This is a genomic window from Pukyongia salina (assembly GCF_002966125.1).
Taxonomy (GTDB): Bacteria; Bacteroidota; Bacteroidia; order Flavobacteriales; family Flavobacteriaceae; genus Pukyongia; species Pukyongia salina.
The window spans coordinates 1106352-1128287 of sequence record NZ_CP027062.1 but is presented as its reverse complement, the minus strand read 5'-3'; the positions used below and the strand labels follow the sequence as shown (position 1 = coordinate 1128287).

The 21936-nt window shown below is 41.6% G+C and carries 20 protein-coding genes and 1 tRNA gene; 7 read left to right on the top strand and 14 right to left on the bottom strand.

Translation table 11 applies throughout. From position 1 onward, the window contains the following. Positions 1 to 66: 66 nt before the first annotated feature. The 5 genes from C5O00_RS05010 to C5O00_RS04990 all read right to left on the bottom strand — a co-directional run bounded on the left by C5O00_RS05010 (position 67) and on the right by C5O00_RS04990 (position 3929). Positions 67 to 441 carry a DoxX family membrane protein gene (locus C5O00_RS05010; protein ID WP_105215493.1) on the bottom strand — a complete coding sequence of 125 codons (375 nt, stop codon included), beginning with the start codon at positions 439 to 441 and terminating at the stop codon, positions 67 to 69. A 106-nt stretch (positions 442 to 547) separates the two neighbouring features. Further along, a complete protein-coding gene (locus C5O00_RS05005) occupies positions 548 to 1558 on the bottom strand; it encodes an aspartate-semialdehyde dehydrogenase (RefSeq protein ID WP_105215491.1) in 1011 nt (336 codons plus the stop codon). A gap of 138 nt (positions 1559 to 1696) precedes the next feature. Then, complete coding sequence (gene mscL / locus C5O00_RS05000) at positions 1697 to 2101, bottom strand: large conductance mechanosensitive channel protein MscL (RefSeq protein WP_105215489.1); 405 nt, start codon at positions 2099 to 2101, stop codon at positions 1697 to 1699. A 76-nt stretch (positions 2102 to 2177) separates the two neighbouring features. Continuing rightward, entirely contained in the window at positions 2178 to 3287 is a 1110-nt protein-coding gene (alr, locus tag C5O00_RS04995) for an alanine racemase (protein WP_105215487.1), read from the bottom strand. Between the two features lie 3 nt (positions 3288 to 3290). Next, on the bottom strand, positions 3291 to 3929 hold the full coding sequence (locus C5O00_RS04990) for a thymidine kinase (protein ID WP_105215485.1): 639 nt from the start codon (positions 3927 to 3929) through the stop codon (positions 3291 to 3293). A 101-nt stretch (positions 3930 to 4030) separates the two neighbouring features. Here C5O00_RS04990 and C5O00_RS04985 point away from each other — a divergent pair, with 101 nt between their 5' ends. Genes C5O00_RS04985 through C5O00_RS04975 form a run of 3 tightly spaced genes read left to right on the top strand, consistent with a single transcriptional unit; the run spans position 4031 to position 6026 of the window. Further along, positions 4031 to 4783, top strand: coding sequence for a DUF8457 domain-containing protein (locus C5O00_RS04985; RefSeq protein WP_105215484.1), 753 nt, complete (start codon positions 4031 to 4033; stop codon positions 4781 to 4783). Positions 4784 to 4791: 8 nt separating this feature from the next. Next, positions 4792 to 5463 carry a 16S rRNA (cytidine(1402)-2'-O)-methyltransferase gene (gene rsmI / locus C5O00_RS04980; RefSeq protein WP_105215483.1) on the top strand — a complete coding sequence of 224 codons (672 nt, stop codon included), beginning with the start codon at positions 4792 to 4794 and terminating at the stop codon, positions 5461 to 5463. Beyond that, complete coding sequence (locus C5O00_RS04975) at positions 5460 to 6026, top strand: uracil-DNA glycosylase family protein (protein WP_105215482.1); 567 nt, start codon at positions 5460 to 5462, stop codon at positions 6024 to 6026. The genes rsmI and C5O00_RS04975 overlap by 4 nt, the downstream gene beginning before the upstream one ends. Positions 6027 to 6059: 33 nt before the next feature. On the opposite strand, the gene C5O00_RS04970 is transcribed toward C5O00_RS04975, so the two are convergent. Then, positions 6060 to 6650 carry a carboxymuconolactone decarboxylase family protein gene (locus C5O00_RS04970; RefSeq protein WP_105215481.1) on the bottom strand — a complete coding sequence of 197 codons (591 nt, stop codon included), beginning with the start codon at positions 6648 to 6650 and terminating at the stop codon, positions 6060 to 6062. A gap of 213 nt (positions 6651 to 6863) precedes the next feature. Between C5O00_RS04970 and recJ the strand changes: the two genes are divergently transcribed. Continuing rightward, the gene (gene recJ, locus C5O00_RS04965) at positions 6864 to 8555 is read left to right on the top strand and encodes a single-stranded-DNA-specific exonuclease RecJ (protein ID WP_105215480.1); all 1692 of its coding nucleotides are present in this window, start codon (positions 6864 to 6866) and stop codon (positions 8553 to 8555) included. Between the two features lie 35 nt (positions 8556 to 8590). After that, a complete protein-coding gene (locus tag C5O00_RS04960; protein ID WP_105215479.1) occupies positions 8591 to 9202 on the top strand; it encodes a peptidoglycan-binding domain-containing protein in 612 nt (203 codons plus the stop codon). A gap of 2 nt (positions 9203 to 9204) precedes the next feature. On the opposite strand, the gene C5O00_RS04955 is transcribed toward C5O00_RS04960, so the two are convergent. The 3 genes from C5O00_RS04955 to C5O00_RS04945 are packed head-to-tail and all read right to left on the bottom strand — an operon-like array spanning position 9205 to position 11830. Next, positions 9205 to 9963, bottom strand: coding sequence for a UDP-2,3-diacylglucosamine diphosphatase (locus C5O00_RS04955; protein WP_105215478.1), 759 nt, complete (start codon positions 9961 to 9963; stop codon positions 9205 to 9207). 56 nt (positions 9964 to 10019) lie between these two features. Further along, positions 10020 to 10469 (bottom strand): 6-pyruvoyl trahydropterin synthase family protein, encoded by a 450-nt coding sequence (locus C5O00_RS04950; protein WP_105215477.1) that lies wholly within the window; start codon positions 10467 to 10469, stop codon positions 10020 to 10022. Positions 10470 to 10498: 29 nt separating this feature from the next. Continuing rightward, a complete protein-coding gene (locus C5O00_RS04945; protein WP_105217575.1) occupies positions 10499 to 11830 on the bottom strand; it encodes an MATE family efflux transporter in 1332 nt (443 codons plus the stop codon). Positions 11831 to 12056: 226 nt separating this feature from the next. Here C5O00_RS04945 and C5O00_RS04940 point away from each other — a divergent pair, with 226 nt between their 5' ends. After that, positions 12057 to 13784 carry a T9SS type B sorting domain-containing protein gene (locus tag C5O00_RS04940; protein ID WP_105215475.1) on the top strand — a complete coding sequence of 576 codons (1728 nt, stop codon included), beginning with the start codon at positions 12057 to 12059 and terminating at the stop codon, positions 13782 to 13784. Here C5O00_RS04940 and C5O00_RS04935 read toward each other — a convergent pair. Continuing rightward, a complete protein-coding gene (locus C5O00_RS04935) occupies positions 13768 to 14289 on the bottom strand; it encodes a GNAT family N-acetyltransferase (protein WP_105215473.1) in 522 nt (173 codons plus the stop codon). The two genes, C5O00_RS04940 and C5O00_RS04935, sit on opposite strands and share 17 nt — an antisense overlap. 51 nt (positions 14290 to 14340) lie before the next feature. On the opposite strand from C5O00_RS04935, the gene C5O00_RS04930 reads away from it, so the two are divergent. After that, positions 14341 to 15135: a universal stress protein gene (locus C5O00_RS04930; protein ID WP_105215471.1), complete on the top strand. Its 795-nt coding sequence runs from the start codon at positions 14341 to 14343 to the stop codon at positions 15133 to 15135. Positions 15136 to 15765: 630 nt separating this feature from the next. On the opposite strand, the gene C5O00_RS04925 is transcribed toward C5O00_RS04930, so the two are convergent. The 4 genes from C5O00_RS04925 to C5O00_RS04910 all read right to left on the bottom strand — a co-directional run bounded on the left by C5O00_RS04925 (position 15766) and on the right by C5O00_RS04910 (position 21871). Then, a complete protein-coding gene (locus C5O00_RS04925; protein ID WP_105215469.1) occupies positions 15766 to 16944 on the bottom strand; it encodes a phage tail-like protein in 1179 nt (392 codons plus the stop codon). Positions 16945 to 17579: 635 nt separating this feature from the next. After that, positions 17580 to 17653 (bottom strand) — tRNA-Ala (locus tag C5O00_RS04920). A 31-nt stretch (positions 17654 to 17684) separates the two neighbouring features. Further along, positions 17685 to 20405: a PD-(D/E)XK nuclease family protein gene (locus C5O00_RS04915; RefSeq protein WP_105215467.1), complete on the bottom strand. Its 2721-nt coding sequence runs from the start codon at positions 20403 to 20405 to the stop codon at positions 17685 to 17687. 62 nt (positions 20406 to 20467) lie between these two features. Then, a complete protein-coding gene (locus tag C5O00_RS04910) occupies positions 20468 to 21871 on the bottom strand; it encodes an OmpA family protein (protein ID WP_105215465.1) in 1404 nt (467 codons plus the stop codon). Between the last annotated feature and the right edge of the window lie 65 nt (positions 21872 to 21936).

The window sequence follows — 21936 nt, the reverse complement described above, 5'->3', positions numbered from 1 at the left end:
CTGTAAATGTACTAAAAACCGCACAGTCAAAACGTTAAAGAATCCTTCGGATTTTATGTTTTCTTGTTATTGAAACAATGGACGGTAAGCCTTCCAGTATTTTGCGATCAGGATGGCATTAAGACCAGCGACCACGATTGCCTGGATGATATCGGGCAGATCGAGAAAAATATGGAAAAGCAAAATATTTGCTGAGATAGGAACTAGTACAAGAAGCGCGAAAGGCACCCATTTTTTGAATAGAAGTAACAGGCCTATCCAAATTTCCAGAATTCCAAGGAAATACAGTACATAGCCGGTAGCAGTTAGGGAACTCATAAAACTGGCAGCATCGGGGGAAAGTTCGGGTGCGGGAATAAAACCAAAAAACTTATTAGATCCGAAAACAAGAAGAACCAGGGCAAGAATTAGTCTGAGGATAGTGGTAAAATTGGAATTCATCGGTTGGTGGGTTATGGTTATATGTAATTAAAGATACAGAAAAATAAAAATCCCGAGCCTAACTTAGATTCGGGATTGAAAATTTGTAAAGAAGTATAAGGTCTTATTACGCCTCGCGCATCATTTTGCCTACTAATTTATTCGCAACCAGGTGCTCTGCGATCTGAATCGCATTAGTTGCGGCCCCTTTGCGTAAATTGTCACTTACTATCCACATATTGAGCGTATTGGGCTGAGTTTCATCTCTTCGAATTCGCCCTACGAACACGTCATCTTTATCATGTGCATAAATTGGCATAGGATAGGTATTTGTATCCGGGTTATCCTGAACGGTGATTCCCGGTGTTTGATGCAGTAGCTTCCTAACTTCCGAAAGGTCAAAATCCCTAAAGAACTCCACATTTACAGATTCGCTATGACCACCAGCCGTTGGAATACGCACCGCTGTTGCCGACACAGAAAAACTTCTGTCGTCCAGTATCTTTTGCGGCTCCCTCGCCAGTTTCATTTCTTCCTTGGTATATCCGTTGGCTTCAAAGACATCGCAATGAGGCAAGGCATTTTTGTGTATGGGGTATGGATAGGCCATTTCTCCTTTTTCACCTCTTATCTCATTTTCAAGCTGATTTACAGCGGCTACACCGGTTCCCGATACAGACTGATAGGTTGAGACGATCACCCGTTTCAAGGTATATTCTTTATGTAATGGGGCGAGAGCCATAACGAATTGTATGGTGGAACAATTGGGGTTCGCAATTATTTTATCTTCTGAAGTAAGGGTTTGAGCGTTGATCTCTGGGACAATTAATTTTTTTGAAGGGTCCATCCTCCAGGCCGATGAGTTATCTATAACGGTGGTTCCATTGGCGGCGAATAGCGGTGCCCATTCGAGGGAGGTTGCACCACCTGCCGAAAAAATCGCGATGTCGGGGCGGGCCTTTACGGCATCTTCCAGGCCAATAATAGTGTATGAATTTCCTTTAAAATCTATCTTTTTCCCTACAGAGCGTTCCGAAGCAACGGGGATAAATTGTGTAATAGGAAAATTTCTTTCCTTAAGTACTTTTAGCATCACGGCTCCCACCATTCCGGTGGCACCAACAACGGCAACTTTCATAGTTCAGGTTTAAATGTCAAAAGTAATTGATAGCATTGTAAATTTTCAGAATAAAATGATAAAAAAAAAGACCCTTCGAAGCAAAGTGCAACGAAGGGTTTAAGGTTTAAAATGAGTAGCGTAGCGGCTACGAACGTTTTATTTTTTCAAAAGGTCTCTAATCTCAGCAAGCAATTCTTCCTGAGTTGGGCCGGCTGGAGCTGCAGGAGCTTCCTCTTTTGGCTTCTTTGTTTTGTTGTAGGCCTTAACGATCATAAATAACACAAATCCAACGATAACAAGGTTAATTAGTGCATTTACCCATCGACCCCACATAATTGCGTTTTCAGGGATCTCGTTTCCTTCTGCATCCACACTTGCTTCGGTAAGGACTACTTTTAATTCAGCAAAATCCATTCCTCCGGTGAAATGCCCCACTATTGGCATAATAATATCATTTGTGAATCCCGTAACTACGAGACCAACAGCTCCGGCTAAAATAACAGCTACCGCAAGATCGATAACATTACCGGTCATTATAAAATTCTTGAATTCCTTTAACATGTTGATAGGTTTTAAGTTAATGGCGCAAAGTTACGTAAAATGTACTAGCATAATCATTTACACTCGCATATAGAATCTATTTTCGGCAAACAACACGTTTTATTCGATGGGATATAGCAGTGAGCAGCTCATATGAAATGGTATTGCCTGCTTCGGCTAGGGTAGTGGCCGGAATATCCTCACCTATTATAGTCACCTCATCCCCTTCCTTACAATCGATATGGGTAATATTGACCATTAACATATCCATGCAAACATTGCCAATTATAGGTGCTTTTTCTCCATTTATAAGAACAAAGCCCTTCTTATTTCCAAGCGATCTCGGGATCCCATCGGCATGACCAATGGGTATAGTTGCCGTTACTTCCACACCGGAGGCCTTAAAGGCTCTGTTATAGCCTACTGTTTCGCCAGATTCTATCCTGTGTATTTGTGAGATAACCGATTTAAGATTTACAACAGGCCGGAGATTTTTATCTATTTCGGGGTTATTACCATAACCATAGAGCCCGATACCTGTTCTCACCATATCCAGTTCTGCTTCGGGATAATTAAGGATAGCCGAAGTATTACTCTGGTGAAGAATAGGTTCATAACCAAGTAAGGTCTTCATTTCGCTGGCAATCGACTTGAATTTTGCGATCTGCCCCAGGGTGAAGTCTCTTTCAGCCATATCTTCACTAGCCGCAAGATGAGAGAACATACTTTTTACACGCACCGAATCGGTTCCAGATAGAGTTTCGGCGATCCATTGGGTATCCTCTTTCTGGAATCCTAAACGATTTAGACCCGAATTGAATTTAATATGTACAGGATAATTTTTTTGAGCATGTTCCTCGGCTTTGGCGATAAAGGCACTTAACACACGCTTACTGTACATAGCCGGTTCCAGGCATCGATCAATTAACTGATCGAAATTAACCGGTTGTGGATGGAGCACTAGTACGGGAGCCATTATTCCGGCATCCCTAAGCGCCACGCCTTCGCTAACGTATGCTACAGCGAGATAATCTACTCCCAAAACAAGCAATTCTTTGGCGATTTCGGCTGCATCGCTACCATATCCACCTGCCTTTACAACACCAAGGATCCTGGTGGACGGTTTTAGATGGGAAGTGATGAACCTGTAATTGTGATCTAGCGCGTTGAGATCAATTTCCAGGATGGTCTGAGAGGCTTTTGGCATTGGCTATGCTTGCTTTTTTGAAGGTAATTCGATGGGATCCTTCACATCCATTTTCTTTACTTTTTCCCTCAGGACAGCTTTGTAATAGGCCGCACGGCTTAAAGGTTCGTATTCGTCGGTCTCTCCCAGTAACACCAGCTCGTCACTATTTCCCTTTCTGAAGCTGTAATGGGCGAGGTTTCCTGTTCGCGGACAAACGGCGTGCACTTTGGTTACATATTCGGCCGTCGCCATGAGATTTGGCATAGGCCCGAAGGGGTTCCCTTTATAATCCATATCCAACCCTGCCACGATCACACGAACGCCGCTATTGGCAAGATCGTTACAAACTTTTACAATTTCGTCATCGAAGAATTGTGCCTCATCTATACCCACTACATCACAGCCGTCGGCGAGAATAGGGATATTAGCAGCAGCAGGTACCGGCGTCGATCTAATTTCATTACTATCATGAGAGATCACCTTATCCTCGTCGTAGCGTTGATCTACTGCAGGTTTGAAGATCTCGACACGTTGACGTGCAAACTTGGCTCTTTTTAATCTTCGGATGAGTTCCTCTGTCTTACCCGAAAACATAGACCCGCAGATCACTTCGATCCAGCCAAACTGCTCTTTCTGATTTACGGTATTTTCGAGAAACATAGGGTTAAATTAGAATAAAAAGGAATTCTTTGACGTTTACATATAGGTTGCGTAAATTTAACAAAACTAAAGAGAGGACAATCATTTCAATATAAAAATTTATGAAGAAGAAACTTCAGAAGGAAATATCCGAATTAGCCAGCGAACTTGGTAGAGAAGGAAGCGATTTCAACGTGCTGAAGGTTAAACAGGCCATCAGGCTTATCTATGAAAAATTAACGGTACTTGAATATCTGGAAGGGCAACTGGAAGGAGGCTCTCAATCTTATGATTCGAAATCATTCCGGGAACAAAACTGGTTTGTCGAACCAGAACCCGTTCCACAACCCGAACACAAGGAAGAGCTGGTGGAGCCTTTAATGGAAAAAATAAAAGATATCGTTGCCCAAATGCCGGAAGAAAGCAGGCAGGTTGACGAACTGCTGGAAGAAGTTCTTCCTAATAAAAAATATATAAAGAACGATCTGGAAGAATTTGCTTCAAATTATCAGGAAACACCCGTTTTTGAGCGAAAAGAACAACAATCTACAGAGGTGGTTCGACCCCCGGCAGGGATTAAAAAAGATTCCCTGGCGAACGGAACCTCAGAGGCCGATAAGCCAAAATCTCTTAATGATGTGGTGAATACGGGGCTGAACATTGGTTTAAACGATAGACTCGCCTTCATCAAGCATTTATTTAACGGAAAGGCAGATGAGTATTCCAGAGTTCTTTCACAGATCAACAGTATGCAATCGTTCGAGGAAGCAGATACTTTTATTAAAGGAAAGGTTAAGCCGGATTACAATTACTGGCTTAATAAAGAAGAATACGTTGAGCGCTTTATGGCCGTTGTAGAAAAACGCTTCAATTAAACAAGACCATGGGAAAACTCTATCTAGTTCCCACCCCAATTGGAAATCTGAAAGACATTACCCTTCGCGCTATTGAAGTGTTACAGCAGGCAGATCTTATCCTTGCAGAGGACACCCGAACAAGCGGCAAACTTTTAAAACATTACGAGATCGGTACCCCAATGCAGTCGCATCATATGCACAATGAGCATAAAACGGTGGATGCGATCGTAGCCAGGATCAACTCTGGCGAAAACATCGCACTGATAAGCGATGCGGGTACGCCGGCCATTAGCGATCCAGGATTCCTGCTCACCAGAGCTTGTGTGGAGAACGGGATAGAGGTAGATTGTTTGCCGGGCGCCACAGCCTTCGTGCCTGCGCTGGTGAATAGTGGCCTTCCTAATGACAGGTTCGTGTTTGAAGGTTTTTTACCCGTAAAAAAAGGCAGGCAGTCTCGGCTACAGCTACTGGCAGAAGAATCCCGCACCATTATCTTTTACGAATCCCCACATAAATTATTAAAGACCCTAACCCAGTTATCGGAGTTTTTTGGAGAGAACAGAAGGATTTCGGTTTCGCGTGAACTTAGTAAGATGCATGAAGAAACGGTGAGGGGATCGATTACGGAAGTTCTTGCTCATTTTGAGGCGAAGCCGGTAAAGGGAGAGATCGTAATTGTAGTTGAAGGTAAAAAATGAAGGACCTGCTCTCCCAAATAAGACAATGTACTGTTTGTGCTGAACATCTACCATTAGGCCCAAGACCCATTATTGAAGCCTCGGAAAATTCGAAGATCATTATTGTGGGCCAGGCGCCAGGAACTAAAGTTCACCAAAGCGGAGTTCCCTGGGACGATCAGAGCGGGAGAAAATTACGGGAATGGCTGGGAGTGGAGGAGGCCGATTTCTATAATGTGGATCTCTTCGGAATTGTACCTATGGGGTTTTGCTATCCGGGAAAAGGTAAGACGGGAGATTTGCCCCCCAGGAAAGAGTGCGCCGAAACCTGGCATGAAAAGGTCTTCCGATCGTTCAAGGATGTGGAATTGATACTTTTAATAGGGACCTATGCTCAGCAGTATTTTTTCCCTAAAGACGCGAAAAATCTTACCGAAAAAGTGAAGAATTACGAGGATTTCCTTCCAAAGTACTGGCCGCTGCCACACCCTTCACCAGTAAATAGGTTTTGGCGATCAAAAAACCCTTGGTTTGAAGAGAATATAATTCCGAAGCTGCAAAAAAGAATAGAAGAAATTCTCTGATATGCTCAGGCTAGCACGCTAGCAGGAATCACATTAAAGGTGTTTACCTTTGTTCCAGCCGTGTTTTCCAAGGTATTGCTCTCCGCTTTCTACGGCTCCCTCTTCGATGGAAGTGCCCATGGAATCATTCCAGCGGTTGAGGTAACCAAATAATGCGATCACCCCCAGCATTTCTACGATCTCACCTTCATTCCAATACTCGTATAGGCGTTGTTTGATCTCTTCATTTACCGCATTGGGGACCATGGAGGCCGCCAGGGAGAAATCCAAAGCTGCCCGCTCTGCATCGGAGAAAGCAGGATGGGTGCGATATTCCCAAATATTATCCAGTTGTTCCTGTTCGGCTCCATATCGTTCGGCGGCCCTGATAGCGTGTGCCTGGCAGTATCGGCAACCTGTTGCATTACTACTCACCCAAGCGATCATGCGTTTAAGAGCCGAGGTCACCCTTCCTTCATTAGCCATTACAGCCTTGTTTAGATTGATGAATGCCTTACTGATGGCAGGCCTGTGTTGCATGGTAAGCACGCTGTTAGGGCAAAACCCAAGCGTCTCATTGAAAAATTCGGCTAGTTGCTTAGTTTCTGCGTCGTGATCGGGGGAAAGAGGGGGTACTAATGGCATGAGCTACTGATTTATTTTTCCGAAAGTACAAAATAGCGCAACCATTATCCAAACAGAATATTCTTTCTTCTGAAGTCGCATTTATTTGTATTTTTACATAGCTGTTCCACTTCCCATTAAATTTATATCCAGTTTATACTACATAAGGATCGACCAGACTTGATTTTAAAGAGGTTTGTTAATTTTTTAATATGAATTGGAATTCCCTCGATTATGCGTTGGACCCTAAAACCAAAACCAGAACCAAATAAAGTAGCCGAGCTAAGTGCAGCTCTCCAGGTAGAGCCTGTTTTGGCTACACTCCTCTTGCAAAGAGGTATTGAAACCTTTGAAGAAGCCAGGGATTTTTTCCGTCCCGATCTTTCCAAATTACACGACCCCTTGCTTATGAAGGACATGCACAAGGCGGTTGAACGCATAGAAAAAGCGATCGCAAACGAAGAAAATATATTGGTTTATGGGGATTACGATGTAGACGGAACTACTAGTGTGGCGTTGGTTTCCTCCTTTCTGAAATCGTTCTATCCCCAGGTAAGTACATATATCCCGGACCGCTACGATGAAGGCTATGGGATCTCGTACAAAGGAATCGATTTTGCCGATGATAATGATTTCAATTTAATAATTGCGCTGGATTGCGGGATCAAAGCGATAGATAAGGTTAAATATGCTTCAGAAAAAAATATAGATTTCATTATTTGCGACCACCATCGACCGGGGGAACACATTCCACCAGCTGTTGCAGTGTTGGATCCAAAACGCGAGGATTGTGAATATCCGTATAAAGAATTGTGCGGCTGTGGCGTGGGGTTTAAACTGGTGCAGGCACTTGCGCACAGGCGAGGACTAACCATAGATGATCTGTTCTTATACCTGGACCTGGTGGTAACCGCTATTGCTGCCGATATTGTCCCGATCACCGGAGAGAACAGAATCCTTGCCTATTACGGACTAAAGGTGATCAACTCGAATCCCAGGCCGGGCATTAAAGCAATTCTTCAACAACTGAACAAATCATCTTTTACCATCACCGATGTGGTCTTTATAATCGCCCCCAGGATAAATGCGGCCGGGCGAATGAAACACGGAAATCATGCCGTTGCTTTGTTATCTGAAACCAACATTGATTTGGCAACAGATTACGCCCGCGAGATCGAGATCTTCAATTCAGACAGGAAAGATGCCGATAAACAAATTACATTAGAGGCTCTCGAGCAGATTAAAGAATTGAAGGAGGAAGGAAAAAAGACCACAGTGGTCTACAATGAGAACTGGCATAAGGGAGTGATAGGAATTGTAGCCTCCCGTTTGACCGAAACCTATTATCGGCCAACTCTTGTATTTACACGTAGTGGTGATAAGCTTGCAGCATCTGCCCGATCTGTAAAGGGTTTCGATGTTTATAATGCACTGGAAGAATGTGCTGGGCTCATCGAGCAATTTGGCGGACATAAATATGCTGCAGGACTTACCTTGCTGGAAAAAGATTACGATGCATTTAAAGCAGAATTTGAACGGGTTGTTTCCAGCACTATCGATCCAGCTTTGTTAACGCCGGAATTAAGGATAGACTCTGAGCTCGATTTTAATGATATTACTCCCAGATTTTACAGGATCCTCAAGCAATTTGCGCCATTCGGACCGGGGAATTTAAATCCGGTGTTCATGACGGCGGAAGTAAAAGACACAGGAGCAGGAAGGTGTGTGGGAGAAGACAAGTCGCATTTGCGGCTGGTTGTAAAACAGGATCATAGCAGACCAGTAACCGGGATAGGTTTTGGCTTGGGAGAGAAAGAAACTATTGCCTGTTCGGGAGATTATTTTAAAATAGCCTATTCCATAAACGAGAACGAGTGGAATGGGAACATCAGCCTTCAATTAAAAATAAAGGATATAAAACCCTGATTTTGTATCTTTAGAATAAACAAACCATCGTCTGTATGAAACAGATCATTATTTTTCTATTGATTATCATCGTTGGTCTTATAGGCTGGGGGCAGTATAAGAAATACAAGCGATTCTCTTTGAGTGAATACGAATACAAGGTCCCGGACGGTCTTATGTCTAAAGAAACAGATAAAGGAATAATGCTCGATTATTTTGAAGCCGTGGAAGCTGTAAATGGCTATGTGATCACACAGTGGAGTAGCCATGGTATAGATGTTCGGAATCCAGACAAGGACAATGAACGCACTAAAGCAGCCGTATCGGAATATCGGAAAAGGCTAGCCAATGTGAAGTATTATGAAGAACTATTAAAGAGCCCGAAAGTAGAGAACAAGGATGAGGCGATTTCAGAAGAAGAACAAAAAAACCAACTTATACGGAAACAGTTCTATTTAGATCCTGAGAGAAATTCACTTAGGCTGGGAGATAGGAATGCGCTGGTATTTGAAATTCAGAAAATATTGATAGGGAAAGGCTATGCATTGGAAAATGATGGCCTGTTCAGGACCGAAACATTTAACGCTTTAAAGTCGTTTGAAGAAAAAAATGGGTTTTTCCCGGACGGGAAACTGGATGTTCTTACACTGGAGGCCCTGCTGGAATGATCCTATTCTTTAAACTCCTTTAACTCGAAGTTATTCCCGTCGAAAACACCGTAGGTAAAGTGAGTGATCCAGTCGCCTAAATTATAATAGGTTGAATTCTCGGTAAGTTTGATCGTCATTGGGAGGTGCCTGTGCCCGAAAATAAAATAATCGTAATGCTTTTCTTCAAGTTTTCTACGGGCGTATAGAGCCAGCCATTCGTTTTCTTCGCCCAGGAATTTTTTATCCTCATCCCCGGAAATAAGTTTGTTTTTAACAGACATGTACTGGGCCAGTTTCATACCCAACTCCGGGTGAAACCATCGAAATAGCCATTTGAAAAAAGGACTGGTGAAGATCTTCTTCATACGTTTATAACCTTTATCTCCCGGGCCTTTACCATCTCCATGGCCAATAAAGAAAACACTATCATTAAGTGTGAATTCTTTTGGTTCGTGAAAAATAGGGATGTTCAATTCTTTTTCGAAGTAATCCCTCATCCACAGGTCGTGATTGCCAACAAAAAAGTAGATGGGGATTCCGCTATCGCTTAGTTCTGCAAGTTTACCCAATACTCTCACAAAACCTTTTGGGACTACCGTTTTATATTCAAACCAAAAATCGAAAAGATCACCTAACAGAAAAATGGCCGCAGCGTCGTGTTTGATTGAATCGAGCCAACGAACAAATTTTTTCTCTCTTGGGAGACTAGCATCAGCGGTTGGCGCACCTAAATGATTATCGCTGGAAAAGTAGATTTTTTTACCCTGAGGTATCTGCATGGGTTAAAGATAGATAAAAATGTGCCTTTTCAGGTGGTTGCAGTAACCGAAAAGGATTAGTTTTCGGAAGCGTACCACGCTGCATAACTGGTATCGGTTTCCTGTAATTTTAACGAATGAAGTTGTACAGAATCGGGTAATCGTTTCTTGATCTTGCCGGCAAAATCTATAACCATCATCTCACTGGTAGGTTGATAATCAACAAGGAGAACATTGTGTCCTCTTGTTTCCAGTTCTTTTGCCAATTCTACATGAGGCGTATTTTTATTAAATACCGTTGCGTGGTCGAACACATCGACTATTTCTTCCTTCACGATTTTTTTCAAGTCGCCAAAATCGATCACCATTCCATATTTCACATGATTCTTGTCACTGATAGGGGTGCCGATCACAGTCACTGATAGTTTGTAGCTGTGGCCATGAACATTTCTGCATTTCCCATCATATCCGTATAGGGCATGACCGGTTTCGAATGTAAACATCTTGGTTATCTGAATGTTATTCATTTGGCCTTTATTATTTGTTGTAAAAGTATTTATTTTTCTACTAAGGGAAGATATTTATTCCTGTATTTAATTATAAGTGCTACAGCCCTGTACCCAACCCAGACCAGAATAGCGAGCCAAATCCCTGTAAGCCCCCAGCCCATATAACGTGTAAAATACAACACAGGTATAAAACCCAGTAATGTTGCGCCCAGAAGGACATTTCGGAGGTATCGCATTTCACCCAGCCCTTTGAATATTGCGTCCAATGTGAACCCAAGAGCGTTCAATGGCTGGCTAATAAGCACCATAAAGAACATTCCGAAGAAAATAGCTAAAACCTCGGCGTCTTTATTGAATAAGAGTCCTAACTGACGGTAAAATACAAGTCCTAAAACCACCAGTAACATGGCCACCACGAGGTTGTAGGTATTTACACGCTTTGTTAGTTTCCAAAGGGTAGTATAGTCCTTTTCCCCTAGCAATTTCCCTCCCAGTATATTGCCGGCAGCGCCATATCCATCGATAAAAAAGGCGGTAAATAACCAAATGTTTATGGCGATTGCATGGGCAGCTATATACTCCTTGCCCAGGCCGGTAGCCTCGCGTACTGCTAGCATAAGAGCAGCATTGAGTGCTATGGAGCGAACAAACAAATTGAAACTCATTTCAACCAGCCTGTTGATCTCTGGATGAATAGGAAAGCGCAACCTCAGTGACACATCGGTTTTCCAAAGAATAAAGACCAATGCCATGCAGGCCATAATCGCCTGAGAGATTAAGCTGGCCCAGGCAGCACCTTTTATTCCCATAGGATGAACGAGGCCTTCAACACCATAAACCAAGGCAAAATCAAGGCCAATATTCACCAGTGCTCCGGTTGTGGCAATGGTCATAGGCCAAAATGTATTTTGAAGCCCCCTGAACAGCCCAAAAACAGCGAAAGTGAACAAAGTAAGTGGAAATCCCCAAACCCTGATATTGTAATAGTCGATACTGTATTCCAGGATTATTCCTTCGGCATTAAGTAGCCTGAAGATTTCCTCCACAAAAAAATAGGTTGAAAATAGAACTATAACGCTAAGAGCAATGTTAAAGAAAATGGCTTGAGCCGGAAAATTTTCAAGCTCGCTTATTTTACCGGCACCCAGATTTTGAGATACGATGGCTGAGATCGCACTCCTGCTTTGAGCGAGGATCCAGATAAGCATAGATAGAAACGACCCAACAATACCAACGGCCGCTAGAGATTCGGTGCCAAACTCAGGGATATTTCCAACAACTGCGGCATCTGTGCTGGACAATACGGGTTCTGCAATTCCTGAAAGTATGGCAGGAATAGCCAACTGTTGGATACGTTTGAATGAAATATCTGTCTTCAACTTTTTCAAGTTTCAAAAGTAGTTAATCTCGATAAATGGAAAGGGAGAGGGATATCGTTAAAAATTACCCGGTTATAACAATAATCGATATATTTAGGTAATAATTGATTGCTTGAAAACTTGCTGTGAGTGCCTCATTTCTAAAGGAGTTATCCCGCGCTGTAAAACATTAATTTTTAAAATAATATCTAAGAAGGTATTTTCCTGAGAACTTCGATTTTCACATATGAGTCGATGGCTTTTACATATTTTTTTACTCGCAGGGGTCTTAACAGGCCATGGACAGGATTGTCCTAATCTTATCGAACCGTTGGCAGGAGCCACCAATGTTCCTGTAGATACAAGCATTAGCTGGGAACCCGTAGTTGGGGTAACCGGATATATCATTTCCCTTGGCACAACTCCCGGGGGGACAGAGATCGTGAATGAACAGGCGGTTGGTAATGATACTACTTTTGTGCCTCCTTTAGGATTACCCGAAGCTACACAGGTTTATGTTACTTTAACCCTTTTTTTCTTTAACCAGGACGATATAGTATGTAATAGTATTTCGTTCACAACTGAAGATGTAACCACCATACCAGACTGTACTGCATTGCTCTCTCCGGTAAATGGCGAGATTAATGTAACTGTAGGGACGCTTATCTCCTGGGCATATGCTTCCAGGGCCATTGGATACAGGATCTCTATCGAAACCTCTCCAGGACTTGGAGATATAATTAATAACCAGGATGTTGGTAATGTTTTAGTTTTCGATCCCCCGGCCAATCTTCCGCCGGAGACCGAAATATATGTACAGATCATCCCATATAACGAAAACGGTACGGCCTTAAACTGCCCTATCGAAAGTTTTATAACAGGGTCATTGGGAGAGCCACCCGGCTGTACCATGTTAATAACCCCTGCCAATGGGCAGATTAATGTTGCCCTCAACACAATCATCGAATGGGTTCCTGTCCCAGGGGCAACCGGATATATTGTAAGTGTGGGATCCTCACCATTTGATAATGATGTCCTCGATATGGTGATCTTCAACACCACGGTGATCAATGTTATTAACTTTGAACCTAATAAGACTTATTTTGTACTTATTGTGCCTTTCAATGAAGCAGGCCCGGCCCAGGGATGTATACAAGAGTCATTTTCCACAATTCTGGGCTGTGGTCCATTTTTCGACCCTGTTACCGGAGAACTCACAACTTTTTATCCTGAAATAACCCTGGCAGACGAAATAGGAATTTGCGCCGATGATATCCCAACACGAATTGATGCACCAGACGAGGCCGACGGTTACCGTTGGTACCAAATACCGGAGAATCAACCCGAAATATTACTTTCGGACGAATCTTACGTGAACCTGTCTGAAGCAGGAAAATATCGATACGAAGCTTACAATTTACTCACCCAGGATGGGTTCGAACTTGAATGTGCAGACGACAAGATATTTATGGCTGTGCTTTCATCGGTGGCAACTATAGATTTTGTCAGGATAGAGGAGGAGGGAGACTTATTTAATGTTATAATTGAGATTAGTGGAATAGGAGATTATGAGTTTTCTTTAAATACGACTAATACTTGGAGCGATAGCAACGTGTTTAGCGGACTCCCTGAGGGCGATTACACTATTTATGTGCGCGACAAGAACGGTTGTGGAATTACTGAACGACAATTTAGGTTGGCATTTCCAGCCCCTGGGTTTCCTCCCTATTTCTCTCCAAACGGAGATGGAATAAAAGATCTATGGCAATATATCCCTCCAAAAAAGGACCCATTACCCCTTACTACGATCTACGTTTACGATAGGTTTGGGAAGATCCTGTCTTATTTCTCTGCCGATGGCCCCGGCTGGGATGGCTTATATAATAGCACACCAATGCCATTAGGGGGATACTGGTATAAGGCCATAGCAAAGGACGGACAAGTATACAGAGGGTATTTTACATTGATTCGATAGCAGGGGATATAAGCAATTCATAACAGTAAAAAGGATGTTTGCTTTGTTTCGGGAAATAAACATCATCCAGTCTTTGATAGCCTCTTGCCTCATAAAACTTTTGGTTTCGGGGATTTTTGCTGAAAGTGTCCAGACGAATAGAAACGCCTTTTCTGTCCCTTACGAAAGTCTCGGCAAAGTCCATCAGCTTTCGTGCAACACCTTTATGCTGATGATCGGGATGAACAGCAAGGCGATGAATATAGTAGTTCCCTATATCGCTGGTGAGCCATTTAACCGAGTTGTATACCTCATCTTTATGAGATGAGATGACAATACAGGCAATAGGGGTTTCTTCGGAAATGAAGACAAATAATTCTGAGCGTTCGATATCGGTAAGAAAAGAGTTTCTGTCCGGATAATGCTCGTTCCATTGTAAGATACCTTCAGCAATCATTTTTCTCGCACAAGCCCTCGTGAGGGACATGATCGAATCAATTTCGGAAGGAATCGCCTTTCGTATCATTTTAAAGCGTTAATTTTGCAATAGCTTTAAAGATAATTGAATAGCATCATTATGAAAAATATTTTAGTCCCGGTGGGTTCTACGGAAAACGGTATTAATAATCTCAAGTATGCTGTAAATTTCGCAACTATGAGTGGTGCGACCGTTTATCTTATTAATATTTATAAGGTCTATTCGAAGGCTGGTGGAATGACGAAAGTAACTCAAGTTGCTATGGAAGACCACCAGGCACAATTAGATGAGGTATTGAGCCGTGTTGATACGCAAGGCGTAGAGGTGATCGCCAAGCCGATCAAGGGAGATCCTTACGAAGGGATTGCTAGAATTTCCAAGCAATTGAATATCGATTTAATTATAGTGTCACCTCAAAGCGTGGATATTAAAAGTGAAGTTTACCTGGGAAGTATTACGGGGAAATTAGTGAAGCAAACAGATATTCCCATGTTAATAGTTCCTCGTGATTATTTGTTCCGCAAGGCAGAAAATATATTATTGGCTGTGAAGCGAACATCTTTTGAAAAGCAAAATGTGCTCGATCCACTTGAAACGATATTAAAGTTATTTTCGGCGAAACTCCATGTATTGAAAGTGAAGACGCCAGATGCGCTAGATGAGGATGAAGGTATGGATTTGCAGTTAAAGAATATGATGACATCTTATAAAGAAACAGAGAATGCAACCATTTATCAAGGAGTGTTGGAGCATTTTCAATCACATCATCCGGATATTTTGTGCGTGTTGAGACGTAAACGGGGATTCTTTAAAAAGCTTTTCGAAAAGAATGCAGTATTAAAAAAAGATTTTTATACCAGTAAACCATTATTGGTTCTTTGCGGACAGCAATAAAACTGGATTAATGCAAATACGAAAAGACGTCGCCGACGTCTTTTTTTTTACTTCAAGATTAGCTATAAACCTACATTCGTTCCTGGACCTCAATGATCAATCCAATGAATAAACACAGTAAGGCTGTAGCTATAACAAGTCCTCCTACTCCCATCTCTCTAAGATATAAAATTTCGTGGAATAAAAAATTTTGAAATTCGGTAAAGTTGAGATCTGGTATTCTTTAGATTAAAAGGAAGGCAGAACCGCGATTAACAATATACGCGGTCCTTTTATCACTCGATTTGAAGAAAATTCACACCTATATTCAACAATTAATGGCAGGGAAGCCCCCAAAATCGAACGTCCTGCGCAAATAGATGATTTAAGTAAAAGAGTGATGCCATTCCTAATCTAATAACACAATATTTGCCGATACACTTAGTAAAGTACATAAGGTATAAAAGAAAGAAATTCCATGCATATCGCAGAGACATTCGCATTGCCATTTAATCTACATAGATTATATATTTCATATACAACTCTATGTTATATGGCTATGTTTAGTTCTCTTTATTGCGAAAGTTAAAAACGAGGAAAGGTGCGCAAACAGAAGTTGTTATGCACACCTTTAATTTTATGTTTGAAAGCTTACTGAATTGGAAGAGCAAATAAATATCTTTCCCAAAAACCGGAGTGAAAAGGAACATTCACATGGTAATTAGCTAAGGTACAATTGAATGCTCCATACACTTCTCTATTCACCCATAAATAATATGTTTTATTAGTGCCTGAAGAATTATTAATTCCTACATAGCCATTCAGGGACGCACGATTCATTCCTCTTCCCATAGTTGTCGCCGCGCCTCGAAAACCTGTGAGATTTAATAATACGTCGGGAGTAACGGGACCCGAACCTGTAGATGTATCGCTAAGGTGAACAGTAATCCAAAGTGAACAATCACTGTTAATAACAAGGCCTGTTGATGTACCTACAGTTGAACCCATTGCTACCATCCATTGTCCTGGAGGCAAGGTAATGGAAGCGCCGGTGTATCGTGTTGTGCTTACAGGGGGAGACGGAGTCGTGGGTAAGGCACCAGGAATAGTTTGTAGTTTAGGGTTTTGTGGTGTCCAGGAAGTACCGTCGAAAGTTAAGGCATTCCCGGGGGATGCAGTGGAAAGATCACCCAGAGGGGATCCGTTAATTCTTGCTACTCTCGAATTTATTAAAAATCCCTGATTATCTCCACCTAGTTGTAAGACGCCCAGATTTAAGAAATTAGAAGGGTGTCCATTAATAATTGTCCTAACATTATTCCCAGATAAAATCATGTCTGCGCTGTCGATAATACTGATGTAATTTCCAGTAACTCCTTCCACTTGGGTCGCAAACGAATTTTCACCGTTTTTTATATTGGAAACGCTAATGGGATACGCCATAGGCACCCAGTCACTGCCGTTAAAATAGTAATAACCAACATCGTCTATTTGCGTGACCTGGCCTACACTGGGACCAGTGGTTCCTCCGCTGGCGTCCGAGACGTACACAAGTGCCCCTGATTGGTCTACCGCGAAAATACCGATATTCTTGGATGCAAGTTCGGTTTTGGTAACTATAGGAGCTATTATTCCATCCGCAGCATCTGGAATTTTGGAGATATCTGTCTCGCCACGTACTTCGAGGGTGGCTTTCGGATCTGTGGTATTGATCCCTACCTGCGATATTGTAAGTTGAGTAACGAACAATAATAAAATTAGTGGGATACATCTAATTTGGTTTCTTAAACCATGGGTAATGAAGTTCTTATTGACATTAGTAGTTTTCATTTTGCGTTTGATTTTGGGGTTTAACAAGTCCAAACGTACTGAAACACACATCTTTAGCCAACAAATGCATATCTACTATACATATACCGTATATATATATTAAATATACATATTGAAATTTTTACCGAATTGTCTTATTGATTTTACCCGTCCTCACAGATCCACTACTGCAAATAGAAAACCGGTCATTGTTCCAATGCCCTGATCTTTTTTATTCTTTCGAAATAGCAAGCCAGCTTGAATTTCTTCAGAATAAAAAAACCAGAACTTTCGTCCTGGTTTTCTGCTTGATGTGGAGCATATCGGAGTGATTGTTACCCGTCCTCACAGGGCCACTACTGCAAATAGAAAACCGGTCATTGTTCCAATGCCTTGGCCTTTTTCATTCTTTCGAAATAGCAAGCCAGCTTGAATTTCTTCAGAATAAAAAAACCAGAACTTTCGTCCTGGTTTTCTGCTTGATGTGGAGCATATCGGAGTGATTGTTACCCGTCCTCACAGGGCCACTACTGCAAATAGAAAACCGGTCATTGTTCCAATGCCTTGGCCTTTTTCATTCTTTCGAAATAGCAAGCCAGCTTGAATTTCTTCAGAATAAAAAAACCAGAACTTTCGTCCTGGTTTTCTGCTTGATGTGGAGCATATCGGAGTCGAACCGATGACCTTTTGGCTGCCAGCCAAACGCTCTAGCCAGCTGAGCTAATGCCCCGTGGGATGCGAAAATACTAATTTTTCGGAAATTAAACTTCCTTTTCAATAAAAGGAATTGCAGGATCGCATATTTCCCTTATCAGCTTTACCAATTCTGTCTTAAAAATCTTCAGGATATCCTCAGTAACGGCATGGTCTCTTGCGCTTCTGGAGGAAGTCTTTGTGGCAAATTTAAGAAAGCCACTGTTGAGGTTTTTAAAAGAAATAATTCCAGCCTCCGATTGTTTAATAGTCCCTTGAGAATGAATCATCAGTGCATAAGTTAACACCTGAAACGCCTTACTATACTTATAATCTGCTCGAAGCTCTTCCCAATCTATTATCTCCAGGTCTCCTTGAAGTACATTCCCGGTTTTATAATCGATTATACGCACAATCCCATCCCTTTCATCTACCCGATCTACAGTACCCTGAATAGCCACTGGAAACGATAATTCTTCAATTGGGATCGACATTTTTAAGTTTGTCTCTATCTGAAGTATTCGGATTTGGTGGCCATGCTCAAGATCGGTTTGGTCTAATTGGATCAAATTTTCAACATAACGTTTAGCAACTTCAAAAATTAGAAGGTTCTTACCTTTGGTAAATTCGCCTTTCATGAAGGTTTTCTCAAACTCGCAGGTTACTTCTTCATGAACTCGATTTTTCATAACTGCCAGGTCTGCCTTCGTAAGTATCGTTCCTTCCAGAGGTTCGTAAAAGGTCTGCAGGCAGTTATGTACTATTGTCCCCAAAGTTTGAAAATCTACGGTTTCTTCCACTTCCTCAGCCTCGTTGATCTTCAGGACACGGGATAGGTAAAAATCCATTGGATTTCTAATATAGGCCGTAAGTGCAGAAGGAGAGAACCCATTGGATGCAATTTCCTTAAGCCTGTTCAACACCGTTTTAGTTTTTGAGATTTCGCGTGCTGGGGTATTATAAATCGAAATTAGAGGGGAAGCCGTCTCCTGGATGATCTTATGATTTTCTAGTTTTTCTATTTCCAGTTGAAGGAGAAACCTGCTTTTTTCTCCAACATTCAGTCCTTCCGAACTACCATTATATAGCAACCAGATATTCTCTGCCCTGTGTAATAATCGATAAAAATGATAGGTGTAGATGGCGTCCTTATCTGTAAAAAGTGGAAGATCATATTCTTTTTTCAGGTCGTATGTTAAAAAGGAAGCATTCGATTTTCCCGAAGGTAGAAAACCTTCGTTCACCGAGAGCAGGATAATATTTTTAAAGTCGAGTACACGCGTTTCCAGTACCCCCATTATTTGTAAACCCTGATAAGCGTCTCCTTTAAAATCGGTTGTAGTGGCCGAGAGAGCCTCCTCTAACAGGGAATATACCGTCCTTATTGAATTTAAATGCGCGAAATCTTTAGCGTAGACTCCAATGTTATCGAAAACTTTGTACAATTCGAATACTGTTACTCGTTCCATAGGATTTTCCCGGGTAAGGTCTTTCAATTGTAAGAGAAGTTTCTTTGAAAGCTTTATAGCCAGAGAAGGATCGTTGCCCCATTCACCAAATAGAAGATTTAAATTTTCTTCTGAATTGCCATCGGATAGATTGACTAGCTGCGCCAGGGATATATAGGTGTAATTTTGACGGGATATTTCGCTAACTATCGTTCTGGCATCATGGACTAGTTTCGACCCTATAGGATTGTTCAATAATCTCATTACATCCTTATAGTACCATTGAGAGGACTTTTTCCGATGCATTTGTAATAGGGAGAGGAAAAAAGTACTTGCTGGAAAGTTCCTGATACTAACTCCCATAGTTATGTTCACCGATTTCAACTGAGGAGGTAAAGAGTATATTAAAGGCACCAGTAGATTTTCATCAGCTAATACAACAGCAGTTTCATTAAGCTCTTCTTGCGACATTCGAGCCAATAATTGTCCTGCATATTTTACTTGTGCTATATTTTTCTGCACTTCAATAAAGTGAAAAATCTTAGGCCTTCTATAGTTCGCAGATAATGTTGGTTTGGTTCCCGAGTAATATTTCCAGGATTTAAAGTACTCCTTCATAAATCGGGAGGCGCTGTGGTCCCTATCTTCAAAGAAGTATGATTCTGCATCCCAATATATTTCCGAATTCCCGGTTTCGAGTAATTCCTTTATGATGGTTTGCTCTGCAGTATTTAAGGCGTTGAATCCTATAAACACATGAGGTTCGTCTCCGTGGGAAGAAAGATAATGTTCAAGCTCTTCCGCAGCCTTACGATACACCATTCCCTGATAACCCACACCTTCCTGTAGGAGACTCGATCTTAAACGGTCATAGAATTCGGGAAGGCTGTTCCAAAACGAGAGATAATTACTTATGAATTCGGTAGGCTGATCATTCATAGACCAGTGTTCTAAAGACTTTATACTACCTAAATAATGAAAGAATTTGTCAGTGTCGACTAAATAGCGATCAATTTCGTTGAAGTCGTTTAGCAAGGTCTGGATCCAGGAAGCGTAAGATTCGAAATCTTCTTTTTCCTTGATGGAAGTAGTCTGTTTGTAGGCCCCGTAACTTTTTAGCAATAGCTGGGTATTGTCGATAATTCTGAGGTCGGAAAGGATTTCAACAAATTCTTCTATACTTATTATTCTCGGGAGAAAAGTTGTTTTAGCGATTTGGTTCCGAAGATAATTTTTAAAGAACCCTCCTGCTCTTTTACTGGGAAGAACGATAGTTAGTTGAGCAATATCCTCATGTTTTTTTAATAGCTCTTCTATAGTTTCCTCCAGGAATGTTTGCATACTATAAAAATAAAAAACGCCTCCGTTATCGGGAGGCGTTTTTCTATTTATTTAGATATGTTTTATTTCTTAAGAGAAATTTCCACACGTCTGTTTTGTTGTCTACCAGCTTTGGTATTGTTTGTAGCAATTGGTCTGGATTCACCATATCCTACAGAGGATAATCTGGATCCGTCCATTCCGATAGTTACAAGATAATCTCTAACAGATTTCGCTCTGTTGTCAGAAAGAGTTTGGTTAGACTTATCGCTACCAACACTGTCTGTGTGACCTTCAATTACGAAATATGTATTTGGATATTCTTTCATGATGTCTACTATGCTTTGAAGTACTGCATAAGACTCTTGACGAATAGTAGCTTTACCAGTGTCGAACAAGATAGTTTTAGAGTAATCATTCAATTGCTTGATGATCTCTACAGTTACTTCAGGACAACCGTTGTTTGCAACAGTTCCAGGAACATCTGGACACTGATCGTCTTTGTCTAGTACACCGTCACCATCACGATCTGGCCATGGGCATCCATTGTTAGCAGCAGGACCAGCTTCGTTAGGACAAGCATCTTCAGCATCGGTGATTCCATCACCATCAGCATCTGGACAACCGTTTAGAGAAGCAATTCCGGCTACAGTAGGACAAGCATCCTGAGGATCAGGAATACCATCACCATCTGTATCAGGACATCCGTTGAATTCTGCAAGACCTGGAGTGTTAGGACAAGCATCTTTTCTGTCTTCGATTCCGTCACCGTCTGTATCAGGACATCCGTTGAATTCCGGAAGACCTGGAGTCTCTGGACATTCATCGTCTTGATCGTAGATTCCGTCACCATCTGTATCTTTTCCACCGAATTTGAACATAACACCAACTGAGTGCTGGAAGTGAATGATTCCGTAATCATCCTCAAACGAGTGCTTATATGCAGATTGGAAACTAAGGGCCAGGTTCTCACCTACCCAAAAACGAACACCCGCTAGCGCGTTAGCCGTTCCAAATCCTACATCGTCAACCCAAGTGTATCCACCACCAACTCCTAAGGTTGGATCGAACCATCCGCCTGGACCTCCTATAACGTCTCTTAAGCTATATTCGATCTCACCATCAGCAGAATAGTAAGTAACATCGTTAATTTTTACATTACCTAGTTTAGTGATCTTGTTTACAGATCCGGCAGCAGTAAATGTGAATCCACTACCAATATATCTACCCACAGAAACGCGAGAGATAGATGGAAGGATATTCCAGTGGTCATTTGCATTGAAATATTCGTCAAATAAATCGCCCTTGATTGCGAGATCTCCAATCATGTTAGGAAATCTTCCTTCATCATCAAGACCAACTGGGTAAACATCAACTGCGTTTACACCAACTTCGATTGCCCAAGGATTATTTTCGTCCTGTGCGTTTGTTACCCCAACGCCTAAAAGCAGTAAGGCAGCAACTAAAAAAGTGTTAAGATGTTTCATATTCGATTGTTTAATTTTAAGTGTTAATTAGAGCAAAAGTAAGTTGTTAAAACTTATAACAAAAG

Coding starts and splice junctions, on each gene's coding strand:
- recJ (WP_105215480.1), top strand. CDS start 6,864: ATGCGTTGGACCCTAAAACCAAAACCAGAACCAAATAAAGTAGCCGAG.
- C5O00_RS04925 (WP_105215469.1), bottom strand. CDS start 16,944: ATGAAAACTACTAATGTCAATAAGAACTTCATTACCCATGGTTTAAGA.
- C5O00_RS04950 (WP_105215477.1), bottom strand. CDS start 10,469: ATGAATAACATTCAGATAACCAAGATGTTTACATTCGAAACCGGTCAT.
- alr (WP_105215487.1), bottom strand. CDS start 3,287: ATGCCAAAAGCCTCTCAGACCATCCTGGAAATTGATCTCAACGCGCTA.
- C5O00_RS04985 (WP_105215484.1), top strand. CDS start 4,031: ATGAAGAAGAAACTTCAGAAGGAAATATCCGAATTAGCCAGCGAACTT.
- C5O00_RS04990 (WP_105215485.1), bottom strand. CDS start 3,929: ATGTTTCTCGAAAATACCGTAAATCAGAAAGAGCAGTTTGGCTGGATC.
- C5O00_RS05005 (WP_105215491.1), bottom strand. CDS start 1,558: ATGAAAGTTGCCGTTGTTGGTGCCACCGGAATGGTGGGAGCCGTGATG.
- C5O00_RS04960 (WP_105215479.1), top strand. CDS start 8,591: ATGAAACAGATCATTATTTTTCTATTGATTATCATCGTTGGTCTTATA.
- C5O00_RS04970 (WP_105215481.1), bottom strand. CDS start 6,650: ATGCCATTAGTACCCCCTCTTTCCCCCGATCACGACGCAGAAACTAAG.
- C5O00_RS04975 (WP_105215482.1), top strand. CDS start 5,460: ATGAAGGACCTGCTCTCCCAAATAAGACAATGTACTGTTTGTGCTGAA.
- C5O00_RS04955 (WP_105215478.1), bottom strand. CDS start 9,963: ATGCAGATACCTCAGGGTAAAAAAATCTACTTTTCCAGCGATAATCAT.
- C5O00_RS04930 (WP_105215471.1), top strand. CDS start 14,341: ATGAAAAATATTTTAGTCCCGGTGGGTTCTACGGAAAACGGTATTAAT.
- C5O00_RS04915 (WP_105215467.1), bottom strand. CDS start 20,405: ATGCAAACATTCCTGGAGGAAACTATAGAAGAGCTATTAAAAAAACAT.
- C5O00_RS04910 (WP_105215465.1), bottom strand. CDS start 21,871: ATGAAACATCTTAACACTTTTTTAGTTGCTGCCTTACTGCTTTTAGGC.
- C5O00_RS05010 (WP_105215493.1), bottom strand. CDS start 441: ATGAATTCCAATTTTACCACTATCCTCAGACTAATTCTTGCCCTGGTT.
- C5O00_RS04940 (WP_105215475.1), top strand. CDS start 12,057: ATGAGTCGATGGCTTTTACATATTTTTTTACTCGCAGGGGTCTTAACA.
- rsmI (WP_105215483.1), top strand. CDS start 4,792: ATGGGAAAACTCTATCTAGTTCCCACCCCAATTGGAAATCTGAAAGAC.
- C5O00_RS04935 (WP_105215473.1), bottom strand. CDS start 14,289: ATGATACGAAAGGCGATTCCTTCCGAAATTGATTCGATCATGTCCCTC.
- mscL (WP_105215489.1), bottom strand. CDS start 2,101: ATGTTAAAGGAATTCAAGAATTTTATAATGACCGGTAATGTTATCGAT.